Source organism: Streptomyces sp. NPDC052910 (genome assembly GCF_055585605.1).
The window spans coordinates 1-13,373 of sequence record NZ_JBVJJR010000009.1; the positions used below are offsets into that span (position 1 = coordinate 1).

The following is a 13,373-nucleotide window of genomic DNA, read 5'->3' on the forward strand; positions in this document are numbered from 1 at the left end:
TCAAGGAACGGACGCTTCCTTTGTACTCACCCGAGAGACTCTCTCAGGCTTTCCTCCGGGCGCTTCCCTTCGGTGTTTCCAACCTTACCAGATCCTTTTCCGTTCCGTTTCCGGCCCGGATTCGAAATCCGATCCCCGTTGGAGGGGGGTTCCCGCCGTGGTGCGGCTATTTGTTACTGCCGCGCCTTCCGGCGTGATCACTACTTTACCGGATTTCCCCCGCGGCTCCTAATCGGAGCCCCGGGCTCGAATGGAACCGAATTCCGGCATGCCGAAATCGATCCCGTTCAAGGGCCGTGCAGTAGAGGATCCCGCCGAGTGGCGTGAAGTGCCGCCTGAAACCGTATGGCTTCGCGGCAGCTCGGAGTACATTACGGATCCCCCGCACCCGTGTCAACCCTCGTCCCGCGCCGCGTGGCTGACGGGTCAGTCGAGGTCCCTGAGGCGTCCGCCGGCGTCCGGCTGGGCCGTTTCGACGCGGCGGAGCAGCCGGATCAGGAGCTCGCCGAGCTTGCCGCGGTCCTCGCCGGAGAGGTCCTGGAGGAGTTCCTCCTCGAAGACGGAGGCGAGCCGCATCGCCGCGAGCCACTTCTCCCGGCCGTCCTCCGTGATGCCGACGATGACGCGGACCCGGTTGCTGCCGTCACGCTCCCGGGTGACGAGGCCCTCCGCGACCATGCGGTCGATGCGGTGGGTCATGGCGGCGGGGGTCAGGCCCAGCCGCTTCGCCAGGTCGCCCGGACCGAGCCGGTAGGGATGGCCGGCGAGGACGAGTGCCTTGAGGACCTCCCACTCCGCGTTGCTGATGCCCAGCTCGGCGGTTTGCCGGCCATAGGCGACGTTCATGCGTCGGTTGAGCCGGCTGAGGGCCGAGACGACCTTCTCCACCTGGGGATCAAGGTCCTGGAACTCGCGCTGGTAAGCGGCGATCTGCTCTTCGAGGCTCGGCTCGGCGGAGCCGGGGGTGTCGGCCATGGGCCGCAGTATGACACGGCCCCTTGCCGCTAAAGCCCTTTGATGTGTACTCTTTAGCTTCGAAGTTTACGTCTGAAGTCTTCAGGCCTGGACTGTTGCCCCTTGGGTCATCAGGACCGTCCGGTCCCCGGCCCAAGGGGCTTGGTCTGGGCCCGTTTCACGTGATCAAGGAAAAGGAAGGTGAGTGTGACCACCGCGATGGGCGCGGCACTGCGCCGGATCCAGTTGGGCAACGCGCTGAGCGCGTTCGGCAACGGCTTCACGGTCCCGTTTCTCTTCATCTATGTGTCGCAGGTGAAGAACCTCGGTGCGAGTACGGCGGGTGTCGTGCTCGCGACGTTCGCCGTGGCCGCGTTGTTCGTGCTGCCCTTCGTCGGGCGGGTGATCGACCGACGGGGCCCCCTGCCCGTCGCCGTCGCGGGTACGGTGTCGGCCGCCATCGGCTCCATGGGGCTCGGTCTGGCCGACGGCGAGTTCCTCGTGGTCGCGGCCGCCGCCGCGCTCGGTGCCGGTATAGCGGTCGTCCAGCCGTCGCTGGCCACGATGATCGTCTGGTGCTCGACGACGACCACCCGTTCGCGGGCGTTCGCCACGCAGTTCTTCCTCAACAACCTCGGCCTCGGCGTCGGCGGTCTACTGGGCGGTCAGCTCGTGGACACCTCCGACCCGTCCAGCTTCGTGCGGCTGTTCGCCATCGAGGCCGTGATGTTCCTGGTGCTGGGCGCCACCGTGGCCACCGTGCGGCTGCCGAAGGCGCCGCGGGTGGAGGACGCGGTCCCGACGGACGGATCCGCGCGGAACGGCTGGCGGGCACTGCTCGCCGACCGGGCGATGGTGCAGCTTTGCGTGCTGGGCTTCGTGATGTTCTTCGCCTGCTACGGACAGTTCGAGTCGGGCCTGTCGGCGTTCGCCGTGGAGGTCACGCGGATCTCGCCCGCGACGCTCGGCATGGCCCTCGCGGCGAACACGATGGCGATCGTGCTGACGCAGTTCGTGGTGTTGCGCCTGGTCGAGCGGCGCCGGCGGAGCCGGGTCATCGCCCTGGTGGGTGTCATATGGACGGTGGCCTGGGTGGCCGCCGGGATCTCCGGTCTCGTACCGGGGGCGCACGCGGTCGCGATCACGCTGCTGATCTCGACGTACGCCCTCTTCGGCATCGGTGAGTCGATGCTGGCGCCGACGATGGCCCCGCTGGTCGCGGATCTGGCCGCGCCGGGGCTCGTGGGTCAGTACAACTCGGCCTTCGCCCTGGTGAAGCAGTTGGCGCTGGCCGCGGGGCCGGCCGCCGGCGGGTTGATGGCCGGCTCTGCCCTCTACGCGCCGTACATCGTGCTGCTGGTCGCCTGCTCGCTGGGCATCTCGGTGCTGGCACTGCGGCTGGGGCGGCGGCTCACGCCCGCGCAGGAGAACCCGCTGCGGGCCCACGAGCGGACGCTTGAGCAGCGCGCGGTGGCCGCGCGCGTCGTCCCGCAGGAAGAGCGGGCCACGGTCGGGGCCTGACGGCGGGCAAGGGGTACCGGCGGCGGAGCGGTGCGGCGGAGCGGTGAGCTCCGGCCGTGCCGCTCCGCCGTTGTGGTCGGGGCACCCGGCTCGTCGTGTGGCGGCGTGTGAGCCGGCCTTTCGTGGGTCGCCCTGGTGGTTCGTGAGTCGCCCTCGTTGATCGGCCGGCGGCCGGTCGCGGTCACACGTGCGCGTGCTTCGTGGGCAGCGCGAATTCGCACCAGACGGCCTTGCCGCCGCCGGGGGTGCGGCGGGAGCCCCAGGACGAGGCGATGGTGGCGATGATCGAGATGCCGCGGCCGGCCTCGTCGGCGGGTTCCGCGCGGCGGCGGCGCGGGAGGTGGTCGTCCCCGTCGGTGACCTCGATGATCAGGCGGCGGTCGGTACGGCGCAGTCTCAGCTTCATCGGGGGCGTGCCGTGCTGGAGGGAGTTGGCGACGAGCTCGCTCGCGGCGAGGACGCCCAGGTCACGCAGGTCCGGTGGGAAGCGCCAACTGGCGAGGACGCCGGAGGCGAAGGCGCGGGCGCGGGGGGCGGCCTCGACGCCGCCGAGGAGTTCGAGCGCCGCGTTGTGGAACAGCTCGGCGTCGTGGCCGGTGCGGGCGGGGTGCTGGAGGACGAGGACGGCGACGTCGTCGTCGTGTTCGTCCGTGATGCCGAGGGAGCGGATGAGGCGGTCGCACATGACCTGGGGCGTGCCGGTGGCGCCGGCGAAGGCGCGTTCCAGGGCGGCGACGCCGTCGTCGATGTCCTCGTCGCGGCGTTCGACCAGGCCGTCGGTGTAGAGGACGGCGCTGCAGCCGGGGCCGAGCGGGACGCTGCCCGAGGTGTGCACCCAGCCGCCGGTGCCGAGGGGTGGGCCGGTGGGTTCGGCGGCGCGGTGGACGGTGCCCTCGGGGTCGCGGACGAGGATGGGCAGGTGGCCGGCGGACGCGTAGACCAGGCGGCCCTCGTTGGGGTCGTGGACGGCGTAGACGCAGGTCGCGATCTGGGTGGCGTCGATCTCGGCGGCCAGGCCGTCGAGGAGCTGGAGGACCTCGTGGGGCGGCAGGTCGAGGCGGGCGTAGGCGCGGACGGCGGTGCGGAGCTGGCCCATGACGGCCGCGGCGCGCACCCCGCGTCCCATGACGTCGCCGATGACCAGGGCGGTACGGCCGGCGCCGAGGGTGATGACGTCGTACCAGTCGCCGCCGACGGCGGTGTCCTGGCCGCCCGGCTGGTAGGTGGCGGCGACGCGGAGGTCGTCCGGTTGTTCGAGCTCCTGGGGGAGCAGGCTGCGCTGGAGGGTGACGGCGGCCTCGCGCTGGCGGCGTTCGCTGGTGCGCAGGCGCTCGGCGGCTTCCACCTGGTCGGTGACGTCGGCGGCGAAGACGAGGACGCCCGGCTGGGTGGTGGCGGCCGGCTGCGGTCCGTCGTCACCGGGGGCGCCTGCGCCGGGGACGCCGACGCGGAGCGGGGTGCAGGTGAAGGTGTAGTAACCGTGCCGGGGGCGGGTGGCGGTGCCGGCCGGGTCCGCGGGGGCGTCGGGGGTGGTCACGCGACGGGACTTGACGGTGCGGGGTTTGCCGCTGCGCAGCACCTGGTCCATGAGGGCGAGGAGACCGAGCCCTTCCAGCTCGGTGAGGGCCTCACGGGCGGGGGCGCCGGGAGTGCGGGGGCCGAAGAGGGCGGCGTAGGCGTCGTTCACATACGCGATGCGGTGGTCGGGGCCGTAGACGACCGCGACGAGGGCCGGGAGCTGGCCGAGGACGTCGTGCACGGAGAGCCCGTCGAGGGTGGCGACCGGGCCGTCGGGCGCGGGAGGCATGCCGGAGCCGGCGCGCGCGGCGGGGACGGATCCCGTGGCGGGCGTCGCCGCGGCGGGGGCGGCCGGGGCGTTGCGGTCGGCGCGCGTCGCGGCCCGGCGCTGTGTGCCGGGGAGCCGGGCGCTCCAGCGGGTGAAGTTCACTGAGGATTACCTCGCGGAGTCGGTCCGGATCGGCTCGGCGACGCGTGGTGGCCGAGCCGCGCGCCCTGCGCGGGGGCGCGGTGGTCGGTGCGGGGGCCGGCCCCCGAGGGAATGCGACAAACGTCTGAATCCTTTGAATCCTCGCGATCGTTCGAATCCGCGCGATCGTCACTCTTCGGAAGTGCGAACCCACCCATGGTCACACGACCAGTGTGGCCGACCGGACTGACATCCGTGAGACGTCGGGGCCGGCGGCGGGAGTTCCCCGCTCCGGCACCGGCGTGGCGCGTGCGTCACCCGGCCTCCGGATGGCGTCCGGTGCCCGCGGCGAGTTCGAACTCGGCGCGCGGGTTCTCCAGCGAGCCGAGCGAGACGATCTCCCGCTTGAAGAGCCCGGCGAGGGTCCACTCGGCGAGGACGCGGGCCTTGCGGTTGAAGGTGGGGATGCGGCTCAGGTGGTAGGCGCGGTGCATGAGCCAGGCGGGGTAGCCCTTGAGCTTCTGCCCATAGACATGCGCGACGCCCTTGTGCAGCCCGAGCGAGGCCACCGAGCCGACGTATTTGTGCCGGTAGTCGGTGAGGGAGTGGCCGCGGAGGGAGCAGAGGACGTTGCCGGCGAGGACCTTGGCCTGGCGGACGGCGTGTTGCGCGTTGGGGGCGCATTCGACGCCCGGTTCGTGCGCCGTGAGGTCGGGGACGGCGGCGGCGTCGCCGGCGGCCCAGGCGTGGTCGACCCCTTCGACGCGCAGGTCGGGTCGGCACTTCAGCCGCCCGCGGGCGTTCAGCGGCAGGCCGGTGACGGCGAGGAACGGGTGCGGTTTGACGCCCGCGGTCCACACGAGGGTCCGGGCGGGGTGGCGGGAGCCGTCGCTGAGCACCACCACGCGGTTCTCGCAGGATTCGAGGCGGGTGTCGAGGCGGACGTCGATGTTCCGGCCGCGCAGCTCGCGGACGGCGTAGCGGCCCATCTCCGGGCCGACCTCGGGGAGGATGCGCCCGGTGGCCTCGACGAGGATGAAGCGCAGGTCGTCCTGGGTGATGTTGTGGTAGTAGCGGGCGGCGTAGCGGGCCATGTCCTCGAGCTCTGCCAGGGCCTCCACACCGGCGTAACCGCCGCCGACGAAGACGAAGGTGAGGGCGGCGTCGCGGACCTCCGGATCACGGGTGGAGGAGGCGATGTCCAGTTGCTCCAGGACGTGGTTCCGCAGGCCGATGGCCTCCTCGACGGTCTTGAAGCCGATGCCGTGCTCGGCGAGGCCGGGAACCGGGAGGGTGCGGGAGACGGAGCCCGGGGCGATGACCAGCTCGTCGTAGGGGACGGTGAGGGCACCCGCGCCGGACTCCTCGGTGGCGGCCGTCCGGACGGTGGCGGACCGGCCCGCGTGGTCGAGGGCGGTCACCTCGCCCACGAGGAGCCGGCAGCCCTTGAGGACGCTGCGGAGCGGGACGACGACGTGCCGGGGCGAGATGGAGCCGGCCGCGGCCTCGGGGAGGAAGGGCTGGTAGGTCATGTAGGGGTCGGGGCTGACGACCAGGACCTCGGCCTCGCCCTTCCGCAGCTTGCGCTGGAGGTGCAGTGCGGCGTACATGCCCACGTAGCCGCCCCCGACGACCAGAATGCGCGTCGCTTCCTTCACCGCCGGTTCTTTGGCCAAGGCTGTCCCTTCGCATCCTCGTGGTCACACGACTCTCTTCCATGACGCACCGGGACTCGGGGTTTGTCCACAGGGCCGGGCGAAACGTATGACCGGAGGCGTAGCCGGAAGGCGGACCTTCCGCTTGCCCCGCCTGGGCCGAGGTATGCAGGTCAGCGCGGATCCGCCGGGGTGGTGAGGTGGTGCGTAATCAACCGCGGACCGGCGCGTACTCCTATTGGGGGTGGGCTGTGCGGAACTACCCTCTTCTTTCTTGACCTGGGCTCAACTATGTTCGTACTTCGTCGGGGTTCAGGCAGCGGCCTGCTCCGGCAGTCAGGGCGGGGAGTCTCCGGGGGGAGACGTCATAACCGGGGGAACGTATGCACATTCAGGGCTCTCATTGGTCTACCGCTGTCGCGCCCTCCGACGGGAGCGGCGGCCGTAGTACGCCGCTGCGCGTGGACGCTCAGCGCAATCTCGAACATGTGCTGCGGGCGGCTCGCGAGGTCTTCGGCGAGCTGGGGTACGGAGCGCCGATGGAGGACGTGGCGCGCCGGGCCCGGGTCGGCGTGGGAACGGTCTACCGACGGTTCCCGAGCAAGGACGTGCTGGTCAGGCGGATAGCCGAGGAAGAGACGGCACGGCTGACCGAGCAGGCGCGGACGGCGCTGGGCCAGGAGGAGGAGCCGTGGTCGGCGCTCTCCCGGTTCCTCCGCACCTCGGTCGCCTCGGGCGCCGGGCGGCTGCTGCCGCCGCAGGTGCTGCGGGTCGGCGTCGAGGGCGAGTCGTCTCCGGAGCCGGTGGCGCCCGTGGCGCCCTCGCAGGCCCGGGTGCCGCAGCAGCGGCAGCCGGGAGCGGCCGGAGGCCAGCTCCACGAGCTGCGCCTCGTCGAGCAGCGGCCGGTACCGGGGTCCGAGGGACAGCGGGACGGCTCGGGCGCGGCGGCGCTGCTGGAGGTCGTCGGGCGCCTGGTGGACCGGGCCCGGGCGGCGGGCGAGCTGCGGCCGGACGTGACCGTGGCGGACGTACTGCTGGTCATCGCCACGGCGGCGCCTTCGCTGCCGGACGCGGCGCAGCAGGCGGCGGCGTCCTCGCGGCTGCTGGACATCCTGCTGGAAGGGCTGCGCTCGCGGCCGGCGGCCTGAGGGCGGACGGCTCGGTGCTCGCCTGAGGGCGGGGGCTCGGTGCCTGCTTGAGGGCGGGGGCTCGGTGTTCGTCTGAGGGCGGAGGCCCGGTGTTCGTCTGAGGCGAGGCCGGTGCTCGCCGAGACGGGGCCGGTGCCCGCCCTGCGGGTGGGGCGGCGGGGCCGGTGGGGGTGGTGCGCGAGAAGTCGTGCCTGCTCGGGTCGGCTCCGTCCACTCGGTCGGTTGCTGCGAGTTGGCCGGCTTCGGCGAGTTGGCCGGTTTCTGGGAGTCGGTCGGCTTCGGCGAGTCGGTCGGCTCCTTCGGACTCAACCGGCCCGTTCGGCTGGTGGCGGCTTGACCGGCCGGTGGCGGCTCGGCCGGCTCGGGTTTGATTCGGCCGACTCGTGGGCCGGCCGACTTCGAGCGGCCGTGGTGTGCCACTCCGCGTCGACTCCGAGTGCACCCGAACGGGGGGTGGGGCTTCGGGAGGTTGTTCCCGTTCACGTAGCCCCGAGGACGGCGAAAGCCGGTGCGGGGCCCGGGTTTTCCGGCGCTCCGGTGTGCGAAGGCTCCTCGGACGAGTGGTTGCCGTTCGTGCGTCTGCCAACGCCGTGCGCGTCTGTGCCACGCTGACCCCTGTTTTGTTCGGTGTCCGGCGTGCACGGGAGCTTCCGCTATGGGTCGTGACGGGCGGGAAGAGCCGTACGGGAACGAGGAGGCGGGCGCGGGGGCGTCGCACCGGACGCCGCCCGGGGTGCCCGGGCAGGGCGGGCCGCACGGTCGCGGCCGCGGGCGGCGCGGAGGGTCCAGGGCGAGCGTTCCCCAGCAGCGCGGTGGCGCGTGGGGCGGCGCGTTCGACGCGGCCATCGCGCATCCCACGGCCGGGAAGCCTCTCTCGCGGCCGTCGACTCCCGCCGCGCTGCCCGGGCCCGCCCGCCCCGTCGATCCCGTGGGCGCGCCTGACGCGGTCGACGCGACCGGTGGACCTGATGCCGGTGGGCCGGACGCCGGTGGACCTGACACATCCGCCGCGTCCGTCGGGGCGGGGGAAGCGGGAGGGCCCGCGGAGGGTTCCGGTGCCGCGCCGGGTGCGGACGTCGAGAGGACCGTCGAGCTTCCGGCCGTCCTCGCGGACGGCGGGGAGGCGGACGCTGCCGACGGCGCCGAAGACGGTTCGCCGCTCTCGGACACGGAGTTGGTGGCGCGGCTGCGGGACGGGGAGGACGCCGGCGGGGAGGCGTACGCCCTGCTGTACCGGCGGCACGCCGCCGCGGTCCGGGGCTACGCTCGGAGCTGCTGTCGCGACGTCCACACCGCCGAGGACCTTACCAACGAGGTCTTCGCCGCCACGCTGCAGGCGGTGCGTCGGGGCTCGGGGCCCGACACGGCCGTACGCGCCTACCTGCTCACCACCGTGCGGCGGGTGGCCGCGGCCTGGACGAAGACCGCGCGTCGGGAGCAACTGGTCGAGGACTTCGCGGTGTTCGCCGTGTCCGCGGCCGGGGCCGCCGTGGCGCCGGAGGACGCTCCGGTCGATCCGGGCGCGGACGTGCGCGCGATGCGGCAGGCCGAGACGTCCCTCGCCGTCCAGGCGTTCCGCAGCCTGCCCGAGCGCTGGCAGATGGTGCTCTGGCACACCACCGTCGAGGAGGAGTCGCCCAGTCAGGTCGCCCCGCTGCTGGGGCTGAGCCCGAACGCCACCGCCGTCCTGGCCCACCGGGCCCGCGAGGGGCTGCGCCAGGCGTATCTGCAGGCGCATGTCAGCGCGTCGCTGACGTCGGCCGGGAGCTGCGCACAGTACGCCGACCGGCTCGGGGCGTACGCGCGCGGCGGGTTGCGGACGCGGGCCGAGCGCGGGCTGCGCAAGCACCTGTCGGAGTGCGCCCGGTGTCGTACCGCGGCGCTGGAGCTGGCGGACGTCAACGCGCGACTGCGGGCGGTGCTGCCGGTGGCGGTCGTCGGGTGGTTCACCGCCGGCGCCTCGGTCAAGGCCGTCATCGGCCTGGCGGCCGGTACGGGGGCCGCCGCGGGCACCGGGGCGGCGGTGACCGGTGGAGCCGTGACCGGTGGAGCGGTGACCGGTGGCGGGGCGGCGGGTGGCGGCGGCGCGGCGGGAGCGGCCGGAGCCTCAGGGGCCGCCGGGTCGGCCGGAGCGTCCGGTTCCGGTGGGGGCGCCGCGGTGGGCGAGGGCCTGGGGGCGCCCGCGAAGGTGGCGCTCGGGGTGGGGGCGGCGGTCGTCGCCGCGGGAGTCGCCCTCGCCTGCGTCCTGTCGGGCGGTTCCGCCGAACCGCCTGCCACACCGCGGGCCATGCGTTCGGCGCCGCCTGTCGTCCCGTCCCATCCGGCCCGGTCGTCCCCGCCGGCCCACTCCCCCGCACCGCCCGTGGGGGCGAAGGTGGAGCACACCGCGAAGCGCGCGGTCGTGCCGACGTCGCACCCGCCGGCGTCGCCCACCCCCCGGCCGACGCCGTCGCCGGTCCGGCGGCCGACGCCTCCACCCACGTCCCGGCCCGCCCGGCCGCCCGCGCCCCCGTCGCGAAAGCCGTCGCCCGTCCCGCCGCCGGCGTCGCCGGTCCCCGCCGTCTACTCGCTCGACGCCCTGGACTTCGACGTGTTCGGGGACGCGCACGAGCCGCGCGTGCGGATCGACGAGGGCAGCCTGGTGTGGCAGCGGGACGGCCTGCGGATCGGTGGCGTCGCCTACCGCCACGGTGTGAGCGTCGGCCCGACGTCGTCCGTCGCCATCGATCTGAACCGCTCCTGTACCGCCTTCGACGCGGTGGTGGGCGTCGACGACCTGTCGCTCGGGCATCCGTCGCTGCGGTTCTCGGTGCTCGCGGACGGGCAGCCCGTATGGCGGTCGGGCGTGGTCCGCGGGGACGGTCCGGCCGTGCCCGTCCACGCGGCGCTGACCGGCCACCGGTCGCTGCGACTGGAGGTACGGACGGTGGCGCCGCCCGAGGACGCGGCGTGGACGCCGACGGAAGCGGCCGAGGCGGCCGGCCACGGGCCGAACCGGTGGTGGGGCCGCCGGCCGCTCGGACGGCCGGGGGGTGTGGGCCTGGTGCCCGCGGCCCGGCGGGCGGCGCTCGCACCGGTCGCGGAACTGGCGCTCGCGGACTGGGCCGCGACACGTATCACCTGCTAGCGGTCACCCGCCAACGGCCGGCGCTGTCGCCGGGCGGGCGTCGGTGACCGCCGGGCCGGCACGACCGCCGAGCCGCCGAGGCGTCGGGCTTGCGCGACCGGGCCGTCCCCACCCCACCGCCGAAGCGCCTCTCATGACACCGCGTCGCCGAACCGGCGCTCGCCGGGGGCCGTCGACAACCGGCCGCCCCCGCGGCGGTCGTGCCCGGACGGCCGGCCCGCGCGGGAAGGGCCCCTCACCGGCGGACCGGCTCTCGCCGCCCCCGGTGGCACACACCGGTCGAGCCGCCCACCCACCCGGGCAGCGGCGCCTCGGCCCGTCCGGACGGGCCGTGGACCAGCCCCGCTAAAGACTCGGCCGCGGCACCACTCCCCCCGCCACCGCCCGCATCCGCGGTGCCGCCGGGCCCGTCCAGCAGGTGCCGCGGCGGGCGAGCAGGCGGCGGAGCCACACCTCCGTGGCGATGAGTTCGGCGAGGCCGTCCAGGGGCAGGGCCGCGCCCTCGGCCGCGGACCGGACGGCGTCGCGGACGACGCCGGCCTCGATGAGGCCGGCGTCCGCGAGCAGGGGCGCGTCGAAGAGGCGGAGGAGGAGCGCGGCGTACCCGCGCAGGCCCGCGCGGGCCGCTGCCGCGTGGGCCGCGTGGGTGGGCGCGCCCCAGCCCGGCGGCAGTTCGCGGATGCCCGCTCCCGCGAGGACGGAGCACAGGACGGTGGCGCGCGCCCCGGGTTGGACGCGGAGCGCCTGGGGAAGCGCGCGGCAGGCCCGGACGACCTGGTTGTCGAGGAAGGGGGCGTGCAGGCGTTGGCCGCGGATCTCCGAGGCCTGTTCGAGGACGCGGTGGTCCGCCGCGTGCCGGGCGAGGGCGGCGGCGGCCCTGCGTTCCCCGGGGCGCTGTGGGGCCCCGGTCGGCCGGACGGCGGCGGCCTGGAGCCGGACGGAGACCTCCGCGAGCGCCGCTCCGGTGAGCCAGCGGGCGGCGGGGCCGGGCCGGCACCAGGTGAGGGCGGCGAGGGAGGCGTCCACGGCGCCGGTCGCGCCGGTGAGGTGCTCGGCCGTGACGAAGTCCGGGGCCAGGAAGCGCGCCGCCGCGCCTTCCAGGCCCTCCCGGTAGGAGGTGCGGGCGAGCCGGCGTGCCGCCCGGTAGACGGTGAAGGGGACGGAGGCCGAGAACCCGGCGAGTGCCGGCGTGCCGTCCGCGCGGGCCAGGGCGGAGACCGGACGGAGGAGGTGGCGGCGCCGCCGGCCCAGCAGGAGGTCGGCGAGGCGTGCCGGGTGGGCGTCGAGCACCTGGCGGGCGCCGTGTCCGGTGAAGTGGTCGGCGCTGCCCGCCGCGAGCCGGTGGCGGTGGCGGACGGCGGTGACGAGGGCGGGCGAGGGTTCGTCGGTGAGCGGTCCGTCGAGGAGGTCGGCGTAGGGCAGGGCCTCCTCGCCCGCGGCGACGACGACGTGGTGCAGGCGCGGGTCGGCGGCGAGCGCCCGGGCGCGTTCCAGCTCGGCCTCGCGGGCGCCGCCGCGGTCGGCCACCAGGTCGTTGAAGGTGACGACGAGCAGTCGTTCGCCGGCGCCGGTGCCGTGGCCGAGGGGGGTGCCCGGTGGGCCGGGGAGGCCGGCGGCGAGCAGCGCCAGGGTGGCGGAGGCGCTGCCTCCGGAGAGGTCGGCGCCGATGCCGGGGGCGGGGCCGCCGCGGGCGGCGCGCCGGAAGGCGGGACCCATGCCGGGTACGGGGCCCGGGTCGGGTTCCGGGGTGCGGGAGAAGCCGTTCGGGGCGTGGCGGGGGGCGGCGAAGCGGGTACGGACCGCCTCCACGAGAGCCTCGCGGATGCCGTCCACGGCTTGGGCGGGGTCCGGTTCGGGGGCGGCGACGACGAGCGAGGCCGTCGGCTCGTAGCTCGTCACGTCCCGCGCGCCGTCGCGCACCACCAACGCGTGCCCGGGCGGGACGCGCCGTACGCCGGTGTAGGGCGTGCTGTCGCCCAGTGCCTCCGGGGAGTCGGGGCAGGCGAGGAGGGCCGCGAGGTGACCGATGTCGAGCTCCGCCTCGACGAGGTCGGCGAGGGGCAGGGCGGCGGTGGCGTAGGCGGTGCCGCCGGCCCACGCGGCGTGGAAGACGGGCCGGGCGCCGGCCAGGTCTCCGGTGACGGTGATGCGGCGGCCGATCTGGGCGACGGCGGTGTAGCTGCCCGGCCAGGCGGTCAGGGGGCGCAGGGCGCCACCGCGGGTGGCGAGGAGGCCGGTGCGCAACTGCTGGTCGTCGGCGCCGCAGCGGCCGAGGACGGCGAGGCGGGCGACGGGCGGCGGCGCGGTGGTGTGCCGGGTGCCGCCGGAATGCGGGCCGGCGTGGGGTGACCCGCTGTGGTGCGGTCCGGCGTGATGCGGTCCGGCGTGGATGACGCGTACCTCGTCGGGGCGCCAGTCGCCGACCGCCCACAGCGGGTCCGGGTCCTCCCACAGAAGCCGGGCGCCGACGGGCTGGACCGCGGGCGCGGCGGGGACGCCGGGCCGGGAGCCGGCGCGGCTCCACCCCACCAACCAGCGCATCGCCGCCTCCACAGGCTGTGGACAACCATCGGGTAGCAGTCATCATGCACAGCGGGACGGGCGGTGTGACATCGATCGGGCCACTCGGGGCCGTCGACTTGGTCACCGAGAACCGCCGGCAGGCGGCTCAACCGACGGGAAAACAGGGCCTATAGGGCATTGGCGACGTCACACCGTGGCGCATGCGCACCCCATGCTGCCACGGCCCCACCGGACTTGGCCGTTCCGGGCGGCTCTCCGGCCATGCGGCACCTTCGCCCTACGGCGGGTTTCGGCCGTTTCCCGCACGCCCCGCGTGCGACCCCGGACGGCGCGCCCCGGCAGCGACGTTCCCGCTCGCGAACGCTTCGGAAGCCGGCCTCCGGCGCGATCCCGGCCGTCGCCAACGCCACCGGGCGGACGGGGCGTTCGGCTCCGAACGACCGGGAACCCGCCGCGGCCGGCCCCGTCGCGGCACCCCGATACGCGAGTTCGCGCAGCCCGGGAGGCACGAGCCGTGC

The 13,373-nt window shown here is 74.7% G+C and carries 8 protein-coding genes; 4 read left to right on the plus strand and 4 right to left on the minus strand.

The genetic code is table 11. The annotated features are described in order from the left end of the window. Window positions 1-426: 426 nt before the first annotated feature. A complete protein-coding gene (locus ACZ6X9_RS27220; protein WP_469780658.1) occupies window positions 427-975 on the minus strand; it encodes a MarR family winged helix-turn-helix transcriptional regulator in 549 nt (182 codons plus the stop codon). Window positions 976-1,161: 186 nt separating this feature from the next. On the opposite strand from ACZ6X9_RS27220, the gene ACZ6X9_RS27225 reads away from it, so the two are divergent. After that, on the plus strand, window positions 1,162-2,475 hold the full coding sequence (locus ACZ6X9_RS27225; protein ID WP_469780836.1) for an MFS transporter: 1,314 nt from the start codon (window positions 1,162-1,164) through the stop codon (window positions 2,473-2,475). Between the two features lie 181 nt (window positions 2,476-2,656). Here ACZ6X9_RS27225 and ACZ6X9_RS27230 read toward each other — a convergent pair whose 3' ends face one another. Both ACZ6X9_RS27230 and ACZ6X9_RS27235 read right to left on the minus strand, forming a co-directional pair. Further along, window positions 2,657-4,423 carry an ATP-binding SpoIIE family protein phosphatase gene (locus ACZ6X9_RS27230; protein ID WP_469780659.1) on the minus strand — a complete coding sequence of 589 codons (1,767 nt, stop codon included), beginning with the start codon at window positions 4,421-4,423 and terminating at the stop codon, window positions 2,657-2,659. 293 nt (window positions 4,424-4,716) lie between these two features. Further along, the gene (locus tag ACZ6X9_RS27235; protein ID WP_469780660.1) at window positions 4,717-6,078 is read right to left on the minus strand and encodes an NAD(P)/FAD-dependent oxidoreductase; all 1,362 of its coding nucleotides are present in this window, start codon (window positions 6,076-6,078) and stop codon (window positions 4,717-4,719) included. Window positions 6,079-6,440: 362 nt separating this feature from the next. On the opposite strand from ACZ6X9_RS27235, the gene ACZ6X9_RS27240 reads away from it, so the two are divergent. The 3 genes from ACZ6X9_RS27240 to ACZ6X9_RS27250 all read left to right on the plus strand — a co-directional run bounded on the left by ACZ6X9_RS27240 (window position 6,441) and on the right by ACZ6X9_RS27250 (window position 10,332). Next, window positions 6,441-7,205, plus strand: a complete 765-nt coding sequence (locus tag ACZ6X9_RS27240; protein ID WP_469780661.1) for a TetR/AcrR family transcriptional regulator — start codon at window positions 6,441-6,443, stop codon at window positions 7,203-7,205. Window positions 7,206-7,392: 187 nt separating this feature from the next. Further along, entirely contained in the window at window positions 7,393-7,542 is a 150-nt protein-coding gene (locus ACZ6X9_RS27245; RefSeq protein WP_469780662.1) for a hypothetical protein, read from the plus strand. Window positions 7,543-8,382: 840 nt separating this feature from the next. Then, window positions 8,383-10,332, plus strand: a complete 1,950-nt coding sequence (locus ACZ6X9_RS27250; protein ID WP_469780837.1) for a sigma-70 family RNA polymerase sigma factor — start codon at window positions 8,383-8,385, stop codon at window positions 10,330-10,332. 345 nt (window positions 10,333-10,677) lie between these two features. On the opposite strand, the gene ACZ6X9_RS27255 is transcribed toward ACZ6X9_RS27250, so the two are convergent. Continuing rightward, complete coding sequence (locus ACZ6X9_RS27255) at window positions 10,678-12,873, minus strand: asparagine synthase-related protein (protein WP_469780663.1); 2,196 nt, start codon at window positions 12,871-12,873, stop codon at window positions 10,678-10,680. Window positions 12,874-13,373 lie beyond the last annotated feature (500 nt).

Excerpts from the sequence above, each read along its gene's own strand:
- ACZ6X9_RS27240 (WP_469780661.1), top strand. The coding sequence starts at position 6,441 with ATGCACATTCAGGGCTCTCATTGGTCTACCGCTGTCGCGCCCTCCGAC.
- ACZ6X9_RS27255 (WP_469780663.1), bottom strand. The coding sequence starts at position 12,873 with ATGCGCTGGTTGGTGGGGTGGAGCCGCGCCGGCTCCCGGCCCGGCGTC.
- ACZ6X9_RS27220 (WP_469780658.1), bottom strand. The coding sequence starts at position 975 with ATGGCCGACACCCCCGGCTCCGCCGAGCCGAGCCTCGAAGAGCAGATC.